The sequence below is a fragment of the Streptomyces sp. NPDC041108 genome, assembly GCF_055592645.1.
Genome location: NZ_JBVIYK010000009.1, coordinates 251,672 through 268,375, shown reverse-complemented (window position 1 = coordinate 268,375; position 16,704 = coordinate 251,672). Strand labels below are relative to the sequence as shown.

Here is a 16,704-nt window from a genome sequence, read left to right as displayed (position 1 = left end):
CGATGACGGCGCGGGTCACGGCAGTGAGCGCGAACGGGACATACTCCTTCAGCAAGCCGAACCGGACGAGCATCACGCTGCTCACCGGGCTCGGCGTCGAGGGCGACGTCCACGCGGGGAAGACCGTGAAGCACCGGTTCCGTATGACGTACGAGCCGGACGCGCCCAATCTGCGTCAGGTGCACCTCATCCACGAGGAGCTGTTCGACGAGCTGGCCGCGAAGGGCTTCACGGTCGCGGCCGGTCAGCTCGGTGAGAACGTCTCCACCCGTGGGGTCGACCTGCTGGGGCTGCCCACGGGCGCGCTGCTGCGCCTCGGCGACGAGGCGGTCGTCGAGGTCACGGGGCTGCGCAATCCGTGCGACCAGATCAACACGTTCCGCAAGGGGCTGCTGAAGGAGGTCTTCGCACTCGACGCCGCGACCGGGGAGTTCACCTTCAAGTCCGGGATCATGGGGGTCGTCCGGCAGGGCGGGGTCGTCCGCCCCGGCGACGGGATCGCCGTGGAGCTTCCCGCCGGGCCGCACCGCCCGATGGAGCGCGTCTAGCGGTTTCGCCCGTTTGCGCCGGGGTTGGCGTGAGCCTCGCTGTGATCTGGGCAACATCTTCACCGGATTCGCGGAACTCGTACAACCATTCCCCTGCCTCGTGGATCTGATCACCCGAGCCGACGGCTTTCTCAGGAGTCCCGGGAGTCACACGACTCCCGGAACCCGACCGGCTCGACAGAGATGAACCGGGGCTCGCGCGACGGAACCGTCCGTGAGCCCCCTTCCACGTGGGGAATACTTTGCACAAGCGTGCGATCGTGGGTGCCGTCACCGGCGCCCTGGCCCTGACCGCCTTCGTCGCTCCGGCCGCGCAGGCCGCTCCGACCGCCGGCGACACGACGATCTCCAACGTCGTGGTCAACGGCGGCAAGCCGGTCGTCGTCGGCACCGGCAAGAAGACCGTCACGGTCACCTTCAAGGCCTCGGACAACGCGGGCATCGACCTCGACGACGTCACCGTGGTCCTGTACCACGGCGCGACCCTGGACACCTCCGACAGCGGTGCCGTGGCCAACGGCAACTCCGACAGCCGCGCCACCTGCACCGAGGTGAGCGCGACGACGGCGTCCTGCAAGGCGAGCTTCACCGTCGAGACGCAGAAGAACCTGATCAACTCCGTCGCCGGCACCTGGAAGGCCTGGATCTTCGCCTGGGCCAACGACGACGACAACGCCAAGAAGGACCCGGCCAAGACCTTCAAGATCCAGCGCCAGACGAAGCTCACCGGCGCGAACGCCTCTCCGGAGCCGGTCAAGAAGGGCAAGACCATCACGGTCACCAGCAAGCTGACCCGCGCCAACTGGGACACCGAGAAGTTCCCGGCGTACGGCGGCCAGTCCGTGAAGCTGCAGTTCAAGAAGAGCGGCACGTCCACCTACACGGACGTCAAGACGGTCAAGTCGTCCTCCACGGGCGCCCTGAAGACCACCGTCAAGGCGTCCGCCGACGGTTCGTACCGCTTCGTCTTCGCGGGCAGCTCGGGCACGGCGGCCGTGACCTCGGCGGCCGACGCCATCGACGTCAAGTAAGCGGCGGCGTCGAGCAAGCAGCGACATCAAGGGGGCGCGCCGGTTCCGCCGGGGCGCCCCCGGCGCGTAGCACACGCGGGTCGACGGGCCCGCGGTCATCGGGGCCCCGGGTGACGATCGACCGTCGGGCCCTGCCTCTCCACTCTCCACCGGGGGAACACATGCGTATCCGCACCACCGCGATCGCCGTCTCCGGCGCCCTCGCTCTCTCCGCCCTCGCCGTGCCCGCCGTGTACGCGGCGGACGAGGCGAACGGCATCGCCACCTCTCCGCAGTGGGCGTCCGTCACCGCCGGCGGCGGGCCGTCGGCGTTCGGCGCGGCCACCGCCGCCGACGGGGACCTCGACGTCTCCTTCTCCGGCATGAAGGTGAACGGCGGCAAGCCGATCGTCGTCGGCGCGTCCAAGGACCGCTCGGTGCCGGTCACCTACACGCTCACGCACGCCGCGGACCTCGACATCACCGACGCGGACTTCGCCAACGGGCCGTTCCTGTACCTCAAGTCGATGCCCAGCTCGGTGCTCGACGAGTTCGACGAGCCGGTGCAGTTCGGTGAGAAGGAGGCGACCTGCACGGTCACCTCGTCGACCACCGCCCACTGCAAGGCGTCCATCGAGCTGTACCCGGGCGCGTCTCTCGTCAACTCGCAGGCCACCACCTGGAAGGTCGGCGGCCTCGCGTTCCAGGGCGACCCGCTCGGCGGAGACCTGAAGGAGACCTGGCAGGGCAAGCTGGGCACGGCCAAGATCCAGCGCCTGTCGAAGCTCACGGGAGCCAACGCCTCTCCCGAGCCCGTCCGGAAGGGCAGGACCATCACGGTCACGAGCAAGCTGACCCGCGCCAACTGGGACACCAACAAGTACCCGGCGTACACCGGGCAGTCCGTGAAGCTGCAGTTCAAGAAGAAGGGCACGTCCGTCTACAAGGACGTCAAGACCGTCAAGTCATCCTCCAAGGGCGCCCTGAAGACCACGGTCAAGGCGACCGTCGACGGCACGTACCGCTATGTCTTCGCGGGCACCTCGACCACGGCGGCCGTGACCTCGGCGGCCGACGCCGTCGACGTGAAGTAGGCGTGACGCAGGAGTAAGTGGGTGCGTCGGCTCCGGGATCTCCCGGGCCGGCGCCCTTTTCCGTAAGGAGCGACTCCGACTCCCGTACGAGTCCGCGGAAGTCCGTAAGAGACCCACCGAGCAATGCGTATACGCCTTTCAAGTGTGCGTATGGCCGGGCCACATGCGAGCCGGGGCGAATGCGGGTTCCGCCCTCGCGACACCGGCCGCGCGGGCCGCCGGTTCGACGGCGATGGGCGGCACGCCGTACACACTCGATGTCAGCTTCTCGAACTTCAAGATCGCGAAGTCGGTCGAGGCCCGAAGGACCTCGTCGCCGACCCCTTCCTCGACCGGGGCACCTTCGGCGACGAGGACACCCCGCAGCTCTACGGCGATGACTTCGCCACCTGCAAGATCACCACGTCGACGACGGCGAGCTGCAAGGGCACCATCACCATCCGGCCGGAGCCGTCCGGTTTCCGGCGCGCTTCCGCCCTACGCGGGGAAGCGGCGGTCCACCCACCTCCACAGGAACTCCAGCAGGGCCGACGCCCCGGCCGCGACGGCGACCGCGATCCACGGCATGGTCGTCCCGACCAGCCGCAGGGCGAAGAAGTCCTGGAGCCAGGGCACGACGAGGACCAGCAGGAAGCAGGCGCCCATCGCGGCGACCAGGCCCAGGCGCCACCAGGTGTACGGGCGGGCGATGATGGCCAGCACCCACATGGAGATCAGGAAGAGCGTGAGGGTGGCCGCGCTGGTCTCGGCCTCCAACGCACCCTCGCCCGTGTAGTGATGCCGGGCGATCAGATAGGTGACGAAGGTGGCGACGGCGGCCAGCACACCGCCGGGGATCGAGTACCGCATCACCCGCCGCACGAAGTGGGGTTTCGCGCGCTCCTTGTTGGGGGCCAGGGCGAGGAAGAACGCCGGGACGCCGATCGTCAGGGTCGAGAGCAGGGTCAGATGGCGGGGGAGGAAGGGGTACTCCACCTGCCAGCAGACCACCAGGACGGCGAGGAGCACCGAGTACACCGTCTTGACGAGGAACAGGGTCGCCACCCGGGTGATGTTGCCGATGACCCGGCGGCCCTCCGCGACCACCGACGGCAGCGTGGCGAAGCTGTTGTTCAGCAGCACGATCTGGGCGACGGCCCTGGTCGCCTCCGAGCCGGAGCCCATCGCCACACCGATGTCGGCGTCCTTGAGGGCCAGCACGTCGTTCACACCGTCGCCGGTCATCGCGACCGTGTGGCCGTGGGACTGCAGCGCGCCGACCATGTCCCGCTTCTGCTGCGGGGTGACCCGGCCGAAGACCGTGCCGGAGTCGAGGGCGTCCGCCATGCCGTCGCGCTCACCGGGGAGCCGACGGGCGTCGACGACCTCGCCGCTCAGGCCCAGTTTCCCGGCCACCGCGCCGACCGACACCGCGTTGTCGCCGGAGACGACCTTCGCCCGTACGTTCTGCTCCTCGAAGTAGCGCAGGGTGTCGGCGGCGTCGGGGCGCAGCCGCTGTTCGAGGACGACGAGGGCGGTGGGGCGGGCGTCCCGGGCGACCTCGGGGTCGTCGAGTTCGCGGGTCACCCGGGCCAGCAGCAGGACGCGCAGCCCCTCCTCGTTGAGCCGGTCGGTCTCGGTGAGGGCCGGGTCGCCGTCGGAGAGCAGGACGTCGGGGGCGCCCAGCAGCCAGGTGCTGGACTCGCCGTCGCTCTCGCCGAAGGCCGCGCCGCTGTACTTGCGGGCCGAGGAGAAGGGCAGGGACTCGGTGCAGCGCCAGCCGTCGCTGTCCGGGTAGGCGTCGATGACGGCCTGGAGGGAGGCGTTCGGGCGGGGGTCGGACTCCCCGAGCGCACCGAGGACCTTGCGTACGTATGCCTCGTCGGCGCCGTCGAGGGGGCGGAGTTCGGTGACGTCCATGCCGCCCTCGGTGAGGGTGCCGGTCTTGTCGAGGCAGACGGTGTCGACGCGGGCCAGGCCCTCGATGGCCGGCAGTTCCTGCACCAGGCACTGCTTGCGGCCGAGGCGGATCACCCCGATCGCGAAGGCGACCGACGTCAGCAGCACCAGGCCCTCGGGGACCATCGGGACGATGCCGCCGACCGTGCGGGCGACGGAGTCCTTGAAGTCGTTCTCCTTCACGATCAGTTGGCTGATGACCAGGCCGATCGCGGTCGGGATCATCATCCAGGTGACGTACTTGAGGATGGTGGAGATGCCGGAGCGCAGTTCGGAGTGGACCAGGGTGAAGCGGCTCGCCTCCTCCGCGAGCTGGACCGCGTAGGCCTCCCGGCCCACCTTCGTCGCGGTGAAGGCCCCGCCGCCGGCGACCACGAAGCTGCCCGACATCACCTGGTCACCGGGGTGCTTGACGACCGGGTCGGCCTCTCCGGTGAGCAGCGACTCGTCGATCTCCAGCCCGTCGGTCTCGACGCACTCGCCGTCCACGACGACCTTGTCGCCGGGGCCGATCTCGATGAGGTCCCCGAGGACGATGTCGGAGGTGCCGACCGGCGCGGCGACCCCGTCCCGCCGGACCGTGGGCTTCGCCTCGCCGATCACCGCGAGGGAGTCGAGGGTCTTCTTCGCCCGCCACTCCTGGATGATGCCGATGCCCGTGTTGGCGAGGATCACATAGCCGAAGAGGCTGTCCTGGAACGGCGCCACGAACAGCATGATCAGCCAGAGCACGCCGATGATCGCGTTGAACCGGGTGAAGACGTTCGCGCGGACGATGTCCACCATGGAGCGGCTGCTCCGCACGGGTACGTCGTTCACCTCGCCGCGGGCGACCCGGCCGGCGACCTCGGCGGCCGTCAGACCACGCGCCCGCCCCGGGCGGGCCGGGGCGGCGGTGGGGTGCACAGGATCGAGTTCGGTACCCGCGTCGATGTGCGTCATGCATTCGACGGTACGTGCGGATTTGGGGGTTCACCCGCCGAGTGCGCCAAAGATCCGACCTGGGGAGGAGAGGCGGGCCGTGCGGTGATGCCGGGGAAGTACGTGGCGTGCAGGGGGTGGGGTCGCGGAGCCGGCGCCGTACGTTTCCCGCCGCGGGGCGCCGCGCGGGGTGCCGGCCGTCGGCCTGCGGAGGCTGTCGCCCCCGGCCTGTGCCGCCGGGCTCAGTTGGTGGCGGGCCGTGCGGTCACGTCGTCGTCCTCGGACTGGGCCGCCTCGGATCCGGTCTTCGTGGGTCCCACCGCCCCGGACTCGGCCGCCCCGGACTCGGCCGTTCCGGGCTCGGCGGCCTCCTCCTCGGCCTTTCGAGCCGCGTCCCGCTTGATCGCCGTGTCCCGTCGGCGGACGTAGTAGATGCCGATGAACCCCAGGCCGCCGCCCGCGAGGCAGGTCCAGATCCACCAGGTGTGCCCGTGGTCCTCGTACCAGCCGTAGAAGGGGAGCTGGACGACGAAGAGGACGAGCCACAGGATCGTGCCGCCGATGATGGTCGGCACGATGGGCCCCTCCAGGGGCGCCGGTGCCTCGTGCTTGGGGGATCCCGAGAAAAACGCGGCCATGGGGCACAGCTTACGAGGCGGATGGGTCTACGCGCGGAGATGGCGAGAGTTGAATTATATGTTCATACTGAAACGGTTTCTGTCTGACCATTTCTGTTCGTAGAAAACTCCAACAGCACTGGACTGCCTGTTGGGGATGAGGTCCCGCATGTCCCCGCAGAGCAGCACCCTCGGTGTGTTCGACCGCCACTTCAGGATCACCGAGCGAGGCAGCACGCTGTCACGCGAGATCCGGGGCGGTTTCGCCACCTTCTTCGCGATGGCGTACATCATCGTGCTGAACCCGATCATCCTGAGCAGCGCCAAGGACATGTACGGCCACCAGCTGGACTACGGCCAGCTGGTCACCGCGACCGCCGTCACCGCCGCCTTCACCACGCTCCTCATGGGTGTCATCGGCAACGTGCCGATCGCCCTGGCGGCGGGCCTCGGTGTGAACACGGTCGTCGCGCTGCAGCTCGCGCCGCGCATGTCGTGGCCGGACGCGATGGGCATGGTCGTCCTGGCCGGGTTCGTCGTGATGCTGCTGGTGGCGACGGGGCTGCGGGAGCGGGTCATGAACGCCGTGCCGCTGAGCCTGCGCAAGGGCATCTCCATCGGTATCGGTCTGTTCATCATGCTGATCGGGCTGGTCGACTCCGGCTTCGTCACCCGTATCCCGGACGCCGCCCACACGACCGTGCCGCTCCAGCTGGGTGCCACCGGGCACCTCGACGGCTGGCCGGTACTGGTCTTCGTCCTCGGCGCGCTGCTGACGCTCGCGCTGATCGTGCGCAAGGTGCCGGGCGCGATCCTGATCTCGATCGTCGCGATGACGCTGCTCGCGGTCGTCGTCGAGGCCGCCGCCGACCTGCCCGCCGGAGCCTGGGGGCTGACGACGCCGACGTGGCCCGGCAACCCCGTCGCGAGCCCCGACTTCGGACTGATCGGCCAGGTCAGCCTCTTCGGCGGGTTCTCGAAGGTCGGTGTGCTGACCGGCGTGCTCTTCGTCTTCACGGTCCTGCTGTCGTGCTTCTTCGACGCGATGGGCACGATCATGGGCGTCGGCGACGAGGCCAGGCTGACCGACGCGGACGGCCAGCTGCCCGGCATCAACAAGGTGCTCTTCGTCGACGGCATCGCCGTGGCCGCCGGTGGAGCCAGCTCCTCGTCCGCCACGACCTGCTTCGTGGAGTCGACGGCCGGTGTGGGCGAGGGCGCGCGCACCGGCTTCGCGAACCTGGTCACCGGTGCGCTGTTCGCCGTCGCGCTGTTCCTGACACCGGTCGCCACGATGGTGCCCTCCCAGGCGGCGACCCCGGCGCTGCTGGCGGTCGGGTTCCTGATCCTCGCGAACTCGGTCCGCGAGATCGACTGGGCCGACTACACGATCGCGATCCCGGCCTTCGTGACGATGGTGATGATGCCGTTCACCTACTCGATCACCAATGGCATCGGCATGGGCTTCATCACCTTCGTCGTGCTGCGTCTTGCCGCGGGTCGTGGACGCGAGGTCCCGGCGGCGATGTACGTGGTGTCGGCGGTCTTCGGCTTCTACTACCTGATGCCGGCGCTGGGGCTGACGTGAGCGGCTCCCGGCCGCCTCACGTCACCCCGTAGAACTTCTCCGTCTCCTCGACGGCGGTCTGGAAACGCTCGTCGAAGTCGTCCCGGATGAGCGTCCCGATCACGTAGTCCTGGACGCTCATTCCCCTTTTCGCCGCGTGGGTCCGGAGCCGGTCGAGCAGCTCCCCGTCTATCCGCAGGCTGAGCACAGTGGTCCCCATGTGTACAAGAGTCGTGTATCCACGACCCCGGCTGTCACGTTCCGCTTACTAGTCACTCATATGAGTGATGTGAGGTCCCGGACGGGCATGAGTGGTGGGGCTCACGGGCACCGCTGTGGAGTTCCGGTGGTCCTTAGCGAGAGTAATGAGTTACGCTAAAGAACATGCCTGACCTGAACCATGGCGACGACGAGGCCGCTGTGAACGCCCTCCGTTCCGCCGTGATGCGCCTGTCCCGTCGGCTCAAGCACCAGCGGGTCGACGAGTCGCTGAGCCCGACCGAGATGTCGGTGCTCGGCACCCTCGCCCGCTGCGGCACGGCCACCCCTGGTGAGCTGGCCCGCAAGGAGCATGTGCAGCCGCCGTCGATGACCCGGATCGTCGCCCTGCTGGAGAGCAAGGGCCTCGTGAAACTGGAGCCGCACCCCGAGGACCGGCGGCAGAAGGTGGTCACCCAGACCGAGCGGGCCGAAGCGATGCTGGAGGAGAGCCGCCGCAGGCGCAACGCGTTCCTCGCCACCCTGGTCGAGGGTCTCGATCAGGACGAGTGGGAGAAGCTGCGCGCGGCGGCGCCGGTCCTGGAGAAGCTCGCCCACCTCTGACCCGCCGCCCGGACGCCGGGCGCGCCACGGTCATGGGCGTACGCCGGTCCGGCCATCGATGCGCCCCGGACGACAGCCCACGCGCCGCCGGGAGGCGGGCGTGGGTGAACCCGGGAACCGGCAGGCAGAAGAAGACAGAAGTACAGGGAACGACCAGAAGCAGGCACAAGAAGCCAGAGCAGACAGAACGGGAGTCGTGAGGCTTACGCAACCGCACGACACGCACGCGTTCCACGCAAGGAGGCGAACCCTTTGAGTACGGGCCCCGGAGCAGCTTCCGTCCCCGCGCCACCGACCCCCCACGCCACCCCGCCCACGCACGAGGTGCGGGAAGCACCGCCGGATACCACCGGCCCGTTGAACCGGCCCACCGCCACCGAGGCGCCCGCCGAAGCACCGCCCGAGACACCGGCGAACGCCACCGTCCCGGCGGTGACCCCCGCCGACTCCCCGCCGGCCGCCGCGCCGGCCGCCCCGCAGGTCCCCGTCCCCCGTGAGCGCGCGTCCATGTTCCGGTCGCTGCGGGTGCGCAACTACCGGCTGTTCTTCGTCGGGCAGGTCGTCTCGAACGTCGGCACCTGGATGCAGCGGATCGCACAGGACTGGCTGGTGCTGAGCCTGGCCGGCTCGTCCACGGCCGTCGGTGTGACGATGGCGCTGCAGTTCCTGCCGATGCTGCTGTTCGGACTGTACGGTGGCGTGCTGGTCGACCGGTTCCCCAAGCGGCGGCTGCTGTTCCTGACGCAGACGTCGATGGCGGTCACGGGACTGGCGCTCGCCGCCCTGACGCTCTCCGGTCAGGTCCAGGTGTGGCACGTGTACGTGGCCGCCTTCGCCGTGGGCATGGCCACCGTGGTCGACAACCCGGCCCGGCAGTCGTTCGTGTCGGAGATGGTCACCCCGGACCAGCTGCAGAACGCGGTCAGCCTCAACTCGGCGAACTTCCAGTCGGCCCGTCTGGTCGGCCCCGCCGTCGCCGGTGTGATGATCACCACCGTAGGCACGGGCTGGGCGTTCCTCTTCAACGGCCTCTCCTTCGTCGCCCCCATCGCCGGCCTGCTGCTGATGCGCACCCGCGAGCTGCACCCCGTCCGCCGCGCTCCCCGCGCCAAGGGGCAGCTCCGCGAGGGCCTGCGCTATGTGGCCGGCCGTCCCGAGCTGCTCTGGCCCATCGTCCTCGTCGGCTTCATCGGCACCTTCGGCTTCAACTTCCCCGTCTGGCTGTCGGCGTACGCGGACGACGTCTTCCACTCGGGCGCCGGCTCGTACAGCTTCTTCAACACCCTCATGGCGGTCGGCTCGGTCGCCGGTGCCCTGCTCGCCGCCCGCCGCGGCACCGCCCGGCTGCGGGTGCTGATCGGGGGCGCGCTCGCCTTCGGCCTGCTGGAGATCGTGGCCGCGCTGGCACCGGCGTACTGGATGTTCGCCCTGCTCATGGTGCCGATCGGGATGTTCGGCCTGACGGTGAACGTCACCACCAACACGGCGATCCAGATGAACACCGATCCCGTCATGCGCGGCCGTGTCATGGCCCTCTACATGATGGTCTTCCTCGGCGGCACCCCGCTGGGCGCGCCGATCGCCGGCTGGGCCACCGACGCGTACGGCGCCCGCGCGGGCTTCGTCGCCGGTGGTGTCGTCTCCGCCGTCGCCGCCGTCACCGTGGGCCTGATCCTCGTCAGGGCCGGCGGACTGCGACTGTCGATGGGGTGGAACGGCGGGCACCCGCGGGTGCGGTTCGTGCCCAGGGCGGTGGCCGGGGGACAGCCCGAGGAGCGGGCGGTTCCCGTGAGGACGGCGGCCTAGGGTCCTTCTCCCGCGGAGGTCCGTCAGAAGGGCCCTGGACCTGCGAAGGTGGCCCTCATGAGTGCGATGAGTACCGTGCGGCTGTTCGCCGCGGTGTTGCCGCCCGCCGACGTCGTCGACCAACTCGGTCTGTTGATAGGGGAGTTGCAGGGCATGGCCGGTGCGGACCGGTTGCGCTGGACCGAACCGCCCGGCTGGCACTTCACCCTCGCCTTCTACGGCGAGGTCGAGGAGGACGGCGTGGAGGAGCTGTCCCGCCGCCTGGAGCGGGCCGCGCGGCGGAGCGAGCCGTTCGCGCTGGCCGTGCGCGGCGGCGGGCAGTTCGGGCACGGGCGGGCGCTGTGGGCGGGCGCCGAGGGGGACCTCGGTGCGCTACGGCTGCTGGCCGACCGCGCGGAGGCGGCGGCGCGCAGGGCCGGTGTGCCGATGGGGGAGCACCGCCGGTACACGCCCCACCTGACGGTGGCCCGCAGCCGGGTGGACGTCGACGTACGGCCGTACGTCGACGTCCTCGACACCTTCGCCGGCCGTACGTGGACGGTGGCCGACCTCGTACTGGTGCGCAGCAACCTGCCGACGTCCGGGGTTCCGGGGGAGCAGCCGCGGTACGAGGCGGTGGGGCGCTGGCCGCTCGGGGCGGCCGGATGACCGTTCGGGCCGCCGGTTAGGCTCGGGGGGTGGACCCGAAGACCCGTAACCGGATCATGGCCGGTGTGCTTGTGCTGATGTTCGCGGTGGTCGCTCTCGCGGCGGCGCTCGGTAGGTGAGCGCAGGGTTCCGGTGACCGTGCGTCCCGGTACCGTCCGTTCCTGCGGCCGTCCCTTGCGGTGACCGTTCGTTCCTGCGGGCGCCCCTTGCGGTGGCTGCCGGGTCCGGTGGCCGTCGGGGAACCGCGGACCGTTCTCGCCCGCCCGCCCGCGGGCGGGGGCCGGTCGCGCAGTTCCCCGCGCCGCTCACGGGCGGCCGGTGGTCACCAGGCGAAGGCCTCCGGGGACGGGCCCGGACCCGGGAAGATCTCGTCCAGCGACGTCAGCAGCTCCTCGCTCAGTTCCAGCTCGCTCGCGCGGATCGCCGACCGGAGCTGCTCGGCCGTACGGGGGCCGACGATCGGGCCCGTGACGCCCGGCCGGGTGAGCAGCCAGGCGAGGGCGGCCTCGCCGGGTTCGACGCCGTGCTTGTCGAGCAGGTCCTCGTACGCCTGGACCTGGCCGCGCACGGCAGGGTCGGTGAGGGCGTCGGCGCTGCGGCCGGAGGTGCGGCGGCCCTGCGTGGCCTCCTTCTTGATGACCCCGCCGAGCAGTCCGCCGTGCAGCGGCGACCAGGGGATGACCCCGAGGCCGTACTCCTGGGCGGCCGGGATGACCTCCATCTCGGCGCGGCGCTCGGCGAGGTTGTAGAGGCACTGCTCGCTGACGAGGCCGATGGTGCCGCCCCGGCGGGCGGCGGTCTCGTTCGCCTGGGCGATCTTGTAGCCGGGGAAGTTGGACGAGCCGGCGTACAGGATCTTGCCCTGTCCCACGAGCACGTCGACGGCCTGCCAGATCTCGTCGAACGGGGTGGCCCGGTCGATGTGGTGGAACTGGTAGACGTCGATGTGGTCCGTGCGCAGCCGCTTGAGGCTGGCGTCCACGGCCCGCCGGATGTTCAGCGCGGAGAGCTTGTCGTGGTTGGGCCAGGAGTCGGCGGACGCCGCCATGTTCCCGTAGACCTTGGTCGCGAGGACCACCTTGTCGCGGCGCTCGCCGCCCTTCGCGAACCAGTTGCCGATGATGCTCTCGGTGCGGCCCTTGTTCTCGCCCCATCCGTACACGTTCGCCGTGTCGAAGAAGTTGATGCCCGCGTCCAGCGCGGCGTCCATGATCGCGTGACTGTCCGCTTCGTCCGTCTGCGGACCGAAGTTCATCGTGCCGAGGACCAGTCGGCTGACCTTGAGACCTGTGCGTCCGAGCTGTGTGTACTTCATGACCGTCCAGCCAAGGCGGTGGAGTGCGCTCTAGGCAAGGGGGACTTGCGGAACGGGGCCCACGCCACGCTAACCCCGGCGTGGACGTGCCGGGGTGAACAGGAACAGAGGGGTCGCCAGGAGGAGGAGGCCGCCTACGGCGATCGCGGTGCGGGGGCTGGTGAGGGCGGCGAGGAGGCCCCAGAGGGCGGTCGTGGCGGCGGTGGTGAGTTTGCCGGTGACCGACCAGGCGGTCAGCACACGGGCGACGCGGTCCGACGGGGTCCGGGTGAGGCGCTGGGTGGCGAGCACGGGGGTGAAGACGCTGATGCAGGTGATCAGGCCGAGTTCGGTGATCATGACGAGGGCGAGACCTGCCGGGCCGCTGCCGACGAACGCCAGCCCCAGCGGCCAGCACGCCCTCAGGGTCCCGGCGACCCGCAGGACCCGGTCGTGGCCGTGCCGGGCGACCAGACGGCGGGAGAGACGGGAGCCGATCAGCCCACCGAGGCAGGGGACGGCGAAGGCGAGGCCGTACTGCCAGGGGGCGAAGCCGAGTTCACCGACCATGAGGATCAGCAGCAGCGGGGCGGGCGCCATGATCAGCGCGTTGACCAGGATGGTGTTGGTGAAGAGGCGGCGCAGGACGGGATCGGCGAGGAGGAACCGCCAGCCGTCGAGGAGGTCGGTGGGGCGCAGACGGGGGGTGGGGGTGCGCTTCGGGGCGGGTGCGACCGGGGCGGTGGGTGCGACGGGTGCGGTGGGTGCGGTGGGTGCGGTCGGTGTGGTGGGCTCCGTCGGCCGGACGGGCGCTGTGGGCTCGGCGAGATGGGTGGACTTCTCGGGTTCGGCGAGATCGGCGGGCACGACGGCCTTGGCGGGCGCTGCGAGTGCTTCGGGTGCGACGGCCTGTTCGGGCGGCGGGGGCGCGACGGCCTGTGCGAGTGCTTCGGGTGCGACGGCTTGTTCGGGCGGCGGGGGCGCGACGGCGTGCGCGGGCGGTGTGGTTCCTCCCGGCCGTGGTTCCCTGTCGCCGATCGCCCGGATGCCCGCCGCCGAGAGCAGATAGCTGGTCGCGTCGATCAGCAGCGTGATGACCGGGCCGAAGAGGCCCATCGCGGCGCCCCCGAGCGGCGGGCCGAGCATCGTGGTCGTCCAGGTCGTGGCCTCGAAGCGGCCGTTGGCGGCGACGAGGTGCTCCGGGGGGACCAGGGACTTCAGAAAGGCGCCGCTCGCCGACGTGAAGGTGATGTCGGCCACGGCGACGACCATGGAGACCAGGAGGAGCTGGGAGAAGGTGAGCAGGTCGAGGGCGTAGGCGGCCGGGACGGTCAGCAGGGCCGCACAGCGGACCAGGTCCATCGTCATCATCACCGGGCGCTTGCGGCGGAACTCCACCCAGGGGCCGAGCGGCACGGCCACCGCCGCGCCCACCGCCAGGCCGACGGCCGCCAGCGCGGACACCTGTGCCGGGCCGACGTGCAGGACCAGCACCGCGATCAGGGGGAACGCGTCGAAGGACAGCCGCGTACCGAACGCGCTGACCGTGTACGCCGTCCACAGCCACCGGAACTCCCGCCCCAGCCCGTCGCCCCGCGCCATCCGCCCCGCCCCGCATCCGCCGCCGCTGCCTCCGACCGGGACATCCAAGCGAGTGGGCCGCGGCCGATCAACCGCGGGGTCCTCCGGGGTGCCGGGCCCGCGGCCTAGGGTCTGTTGCGAAAGTGGATCTTGGTCGTGGATGATCACGCCCTGTGGGGCGTGGTGATCTGACGAATGGACAGTGGGCCCGGCTTGAGCCGTTGTTGCCGCAGGGCATCAAGCCGGGCCGTCCGCTGGTGTGGACGCGACGGCAGCTGATAGACGGCATCCGGTGGCGGACCCGTACCGGTGCTCCCTGGCGGGATGTGCCGGAACGCTACGGGCCCTGGGAACGGGTCTACGACCTGTTCCGGCGCTGGCAGCGCGATGCACCTGGGCCAGGTTCGTCACTCAGCTCCAAGCTCAGGCGGACGCGAAGGGCCTGATCACCTGGGACGTGAATATCGACTCCACCGTCTGCCGGGCCCACCAGCACGCCGCCGGGGCCTCGAAAAAGGGGATCTGCAAAAGGAACCGCCCGGCGGCATTGCCGTTGAGCCAGCCGACCGTGGTCTCGGACGTTCCCGAGGCGGCCTGACCACCAAGATCCACCTTGCCGTCGAGCAGGGGCAGAAGCCGCTGAGCGTCGTGATCACAGCCGGCCAGCGGGGTGACTCGCCGCAATTCGAGCCGGTCCTGGAAGCCATCCGGGTACCTCGCCTTGGTCCGGGCAGGCCCCGCAGGCGGCCGGAGCGGGTGCGGGCCGACAAAGCGTACGACTCCCGCCGCAACCGGGCCTACCTGCGCAGACGCGGGATCAAGGCGACCATCCCGGTCCCCGCCGACCGCGTCCGCAACCGACAGAAGCTCGGTGCCCGAGGCGGTCGGCCGCCGAAGTTCGACAAAACCGACTACCGCGAGCGGCATGCCGTCGAGTGCGGGATTAACCGCCTCAAGCGCCACCGGGCCGTGGCCACGAGATACGACAAGCTCGCCGTCCGCTACGAGGCGACCGTGTTGGTCGCAGTCCTCAACGAGTGGCTGTGACCAGCACCTTCCCAACAAACCCTAGTCGACCCTGACCACGTACTTGCCCCGCACCCCGCCCGCCTCCAGCGCCCGGTGTGCCGATGCTGTCTCTTCCAGCGGGAAGACCGTGTCCACCGCCGGCCGCAGCTTCCCCTCCGTCACCTGGCGGGCCAGGTCGTCGAAGAGCGCACGTTCGGGGTTGCCGCTGAAGAAGCGCACCCGGCCGCGTCCATGGACGGCGCTGGCTGCGATGTAGCCCAGCGAGGCGGCGGGCCGCGTCAGGTCGAAGGCGATGGTGACCATGCGTCCGCCGGGCTTCAGCAACCGCCGTACGGTACGCAGGTCGGTGCCCGCCGTGTCGAGGACCACGTCGAACAACCCCAGTTCCGCAGGGGACACGTTCCGGTGGTCGACGGCGTGGTGGGCACCGAGCGTACGGACGAAGTCGAGGTTGGCAGCGCGGGCCAGGGCCGTGACCTCGGCGCCGTACGCCTGTCCAAGCTGGACGGCGGCGTTGCCGACGCCGCCCGCCGCGCCCCGTACGAGCAGCCCTTCGCCGGGGCTCAGTGCGGCCTTGTCGCGGAGAGCCGTGACGGCCGTGGTGGCCACTGGCAGTGCGGCGGCGGCCACGAGGTCCAGCCCGTCCGGGACCCGGCCGAGCCGCTCGGGCCGTACCGTCACGTACTCGGCGGCGCTGCCGAATCCGGAGTTGCGGCCCAGGGCGCCCCACACCCGGTCGCCGACCGCTACGCCAGTCGCGCCGGTGCCGAGTGCGGAGATTTCGCCAGTGAAGTCCAGCCCGATGCGCTGCGGGAATTTTCGGCCGGTGATGAGGCGGAGCCGACCGGAACGGGCGGCCAGTTCGGCGCCGTTCACGCTGAACGCGTGCACGCGTACGAGGACCTCGCCGGGTGCCGGTCCGGGGCGTGGCACCCGGCCCACGTACAGCACCTCGGGGCCGCCGAAGCGGTCGAACAGTACGGCTCTCATCGTGCGGTCGTCCATCGTTGTGTTCTCACCTTCGCCACAGTGGCCGTGCGGGGGGACCGTGGCGCCGAGCGTAGGCTGGCAAGCGGACGAGATCGTCCAGTTGACCGGAGGTGAGAGACAGTGGTGGGGGAATCCTCTCGGATCGCGGGGCAGGACAGTCTGCGGGCGGACGCCCGGCGCAACCGGCGGCGCATCCTCTCGGCTGCCCGCGTGGTTTTCGCCGAGCACGGCATCGACGCGCCCATGGCGACCGTGGCCCGGCGGGCGGGTGTCGGCGTGGCGACGCTGTACCGGCGTTTCCCGACGCGGGACGCCCTGGTGCGGGCCACGTTCGCGCACCAGACGGACACCTGTGCTCAGGCGCTCACCGAGGCGCTGGCCGACCCCGATCCGTGGCAGGGCTTCCAGCGGCTGGTCGAGACGGTCTGCGAACTACAACGGGAGGAACGGGGCTTCCCGGCCGCGTTCGTCTCGGCCTTTCCGGACACCACGCGAGAACACGCGCGAGTATGTGAACAGGCCGAGCGGGACTTCATGGCCCTGGTCCGCAGGGCTCAGGCGGCGGGCGCGCTGCGGGCTGACTTCCACCCCTCCGACCTTGCCGTAGCCCTGTTGTCCCACTGCGGTCTGGTCACCGCACTGCCGGGTGACCGTGCGGCGTCCCGGCGTCTGGTGGCCTACTTGCTCCAGTCGTTCCGCGCCGAGGCGGCCCACGGAGCGCTGCCGGCGCCGAGCGCACTGTCGCTGCGCAGTCTTCCGCTCGCGGCCCACGGCTCCCAGGGACAGCAACCCTCCAGAGCCTGATACGAAGCGGCGCCTGCCGCGTGGCCGCCCTTCGA

General features: G+C 70.4%; 14 protein-coding genes and 1 pseudogene. 9 read left to right on the top strand and 6 right to left on the bottom strand.

Annotation, left to right across the window (positions count from 1 at the left end; translation table 11 throughout):
• Positions 1-2: 2 nt before the first annotated feature.
• The 3 genes from ACZ6BB_RS25940 to ACZ6BB_RS25930 all read left to right on the top strand — a co-directional run bounded on the left by ACZ6BB_RS25940 (position 3) and on the right by ACZ6BB_RS25930 (position 2,652).
• On the top strand, positions 3-548 hold the full coding sequence (locus ACZ6BB_RS25940) for an MOSC domain-containing protein (protein ID WP_471617557.1): 546 nt from the start codon (positions 3-5) through the stop codon (positions 546-548).
• A gap of 242 nt (positions 549-790) precedes the next feature.
• Positions 791-1,579 carry a calcium-binding protein gene (locus tag ACZ6BB_RS25935; RefSeq protein WP_471617556.1) on the top strand — a complete coding sequence of 263 codons (789 nt, stop codon included), beginning with the start codon at positions 791-793 and terminating at the stop codon, positions 1,577-1,579.
• Positions 1,580-1,740: 161 nt separating this feature from the next.
• Positions 1,741-2,652: a hypothetical protein gene (locus tag ACZ6BB_RS25930; protein WP_471617555.1), complete on the top strand. Its 912-nt coding sequence runs from the start codon at positions 1,741-1,743 to the stop codon at positions 2,650-2,652.
• 477 nt (positions 2,653-3,129) lie between these two features.
• Here ACZ6BB_RS25930 and ACZ6BB_RS25925 read toward each other — a convergent pair whose 3' ends face one another.
• Both ACZ6BB_RS25925 and ACZ6BB_RS25920 read right to left on the bottom strand, forming a co-directional pair.
• A complete protein-coding gene (locus ACZ6BB_RS25925) occupies positions 3,130-5,532 on the bottom strand; it encodes an HAD-IC family P-type ATPase (protein WP_471617554.1) in 2,403 nt (800 codons plus the stop codon).
• 221 nt (positions 5,533-5,753) lie between these two features.
• Positions 5,754-6,149: a DUF2530 domain-containing protein gene (locus ACZ6BB_RS25920; RefSeq protein WP_471617553.1), complete on the bottom strand. Its 396-nt coding sequence runs from the start codon at positions 6,147-6,149 to the stop codon at positions 5,754-5,756.
• A 148-nt stretch (positions 6,150-6,297) separates the two neighbouring features.
• Between ACZ6BB_RS25920 and ACZ6BB_RS25915 the strand changes: the two genes are divergently transcribed.
• Positions 6,298-7,716 (top strand): NCS2 family permease, encoded by a 1,419-nt coding sequence (locus ACZ6BB_RS25915; RefSeq protein WP_471617552.1) that lies wholly within the window; start codon positions 6,298-6,300, stop codon positions 7,714-7,716.
• A gap of 16 nt (positions 7,717-7,732) precedes the next feature.
• Here the strand turns inward: ACZ6BB_RS25915 and ACZ6BB_RS25910 are convergent, their stop codons facing one another.
• Complete coding sequence (locus ACZ6BB_RS25910; protein ID WP_060884252.1) at positions 7,733-7,915, bottom strand: hypothetical protein; 183 nt, start codon at positions 7,913-7,915, stop codon at positions 7,733-7,735.
• A gap of 164 nt (positions 7,916-8,079) precedes the next feature.
• Between ACZ6BB_RS25910 and ACZ6BB_RS25905 the strand changes: the two genes are divergently transcribed.
• From ACZ6BB_RS25905 to thpR, 3 genes are all read left to right on the top strand, one after another.
• Positions 8,080-8,517, top strand: coding sequence for a MarR family winged helix-turn-helix transcriptional regulator (locus ACZ6BB_RS25905; protein WP_471617551.1), 438 nt, complete (start codon positions 8,080-8,082; stop codon positions 8,515-8,517).
• A 507-nt stretch (positions 8,518-9,024) separates the two neighbouring features.
• On the top strand, positions 9,025-10,323 hold the full coding sequence (locus ACZ6BB_RS25900) for an MFS transporter (protein WP_471617637.1): 1,299 nt from the start codon (positions 9,025-9,027) through the stop codon (positions 10,321-10,323).
• A gap of 75 nt (positions 10,324-10,398) precedes the next feature.
• Positions 10,399-10,971 (top strand): RNA 2',3'-cyclic phosphodiesterase, encoded by a 573-nt coding sequence (thpR, locus tag ACZ6BB_RS25895; protein ID WP_471617636.1) that lies wholly within the window; start codon positions 10,399-10,401, stop codon positions 10,969-10,971.
• Between the two features lie 322 nt (positions 10,972-11,293).
• Here the strand turns inward: thpR and ACZ6BB_RS25890 are convergent, their stop codons facing one another.
• Positions 11,294-12,286 (bottom strand): aldo/keto reductase, encoded by a 993-nt coding sequence (locus ACZ6BB_RS25890; RefSeq protein ID WP_471617550.1) that lies wholly within the window; start codon positions 12,284-12,286, stop codon positions 11,294-11,296.
• Positions 12,287-12,355: 69 nt separating this feature from the next.
• Positions 12,356-13,867 carry an MFS transporter gene (locus ACZ6BB_RS25885; protein ID WP_471617549.1) on the bottom strand — a complete coding sequence of 504 codons (1,512 nt, stop codon included), beginning with the start codon at positions 13,865-13,867 and terminating at the stop codon, positions 12,356-12,358.
• A gap of 152 nt (positions 13,868-14,019) precedes the next feature.
• Here ACZ6BB_RS25885 and ACZ6BB_RS25880 point away from each other — a divergent pair.
• Positions 14,020-14,893: pseudogene (locus ACZ6BB_RS25880) on the top strand (IS5 family transposase).
• A gap of 21 nt (positions 14,894-14,914) precedes the next feature.
• On the opposite strand, the gene ACZ6BB_RS25875 reads toward ACZ6BB_RS25880, so the two are convergent.
• On the bottom strand, positions 14,915-15,880 hold the full coding sequence (locus ACZ6BB_RS25875; protein ID WP_366887341.1) for an NAD(P)-dependent alcohol dehydrogenase: 966 nt from the start codon (positions 15,878-15,880) through the stop codon (positions 14,915-14,917).
• A gap of 108 nt (positions 15,881-15,988) precedes the next feature.
• Here ACZ6BB_RS25875 and ACZ6BB_RS25870 point away from each other — a divergent pair, with 108 nt between their 5' ends.
• Complete coding sequence (locus ACZ6BB_RS25870) at positions 15,989-16,669, top strand: TetR/AcrR family transcriptional regulator (protein WP_046916906.1); 681 nt, start codon at positions 15,989-15,991, stop codon at positions 16,667-16,669.
• Positions 16,670-16,704 lie beyond the last annotated feature (35 nt).

What these genes read in the sequence shown, in the direction of transcription:
- ACZ6BB_RS25940 (WP_471617557.1), top strand. Translation starts at nt 3, where the DNA reads ATGACGGCGCGGGTCACGGCAGTGAGCGCGAACGGGACATACTCCTTC.
- ACZ6BB_RS25930 (WP_471617555.1), top strand. Translation starts at nt 1,741, where the DNA reads ATGCGTATCCGCACCACCGCGATCGCCGTCTCCGGCGCCCTCGCTCTC.
- ACZ6BB_RS25925 (WP_471617554.1), bottom strand. Translation starts at nt 5,532, where the DNA reads ATGACGCACATCGACGCGGGTACCGAACTCGATCCTGTGCACCCCACC.
- ACZ6BB_RS25920 (WP_471617553.1), bottom strand. Translation starts at nt 6,149, where the DNA reads ATGGCCGCGTTTTTCTCGGGATCCCCCAAGCACGAGGCACCGGCGCCC.
- ACZ6BB_RS25915 (WP_471617552.1), top strand. Translation starts at nt 6,298, where the DNA reads ATGTCCCCGCAGAGCAGCACCCTCGGTGTGTTCGACCGCCACTTCAGG.
- ACZ6BB_RS25910 (WP_060884252.1), bottom strand. Translation starts at nt 7,915, where the DNA reads ATGGGGACCACTGTGCTCAGCCTGCGGATAGACGGGGAGCTGCTCGAC.
- ACZ6BB_RS25905 (WP_471617551.1), top strand. Translation starts at nt 8,080, where the DNA reads ATGCCTGACCTGAACCATGGCGACGACGAGGCCGCTGTGAACGCCCTC.
- ACZ6BB_RS25900 (WP_471617637.1), top strand. Translation starts at nt 9,025, where the DNA reads ATGTTCCGGTCGCTGCGGGTGCGCAACTACCGGCTGTTCTTCGTCGGG.
- ACZ6BB_RS25890 (WP_471617550.1), bottom strand. Translation starts at nt 12,286, where the DNA reads ATGAAGTACACACAGCTCGGACGCACAGGTCTCAAGGTCAGCCGACTG.
- ACZ6BB_RS25885 (WP_471617549.1), bottom strand. Translation starts at nt 13,867, where the DNA reads ATGGCGCGGGGCGACGGGCTGGGGCGGGAGTTCCGGTGGCTGTGGACG.
- ACZ6BB_RS25875 (WP_366887341.1), bottom strand. Translation starts at nt 15,880, where the DNA reads ATGGACGACCGCACGATGAGAGCCGTACTGTTCGACCGCTTCGGCGGC.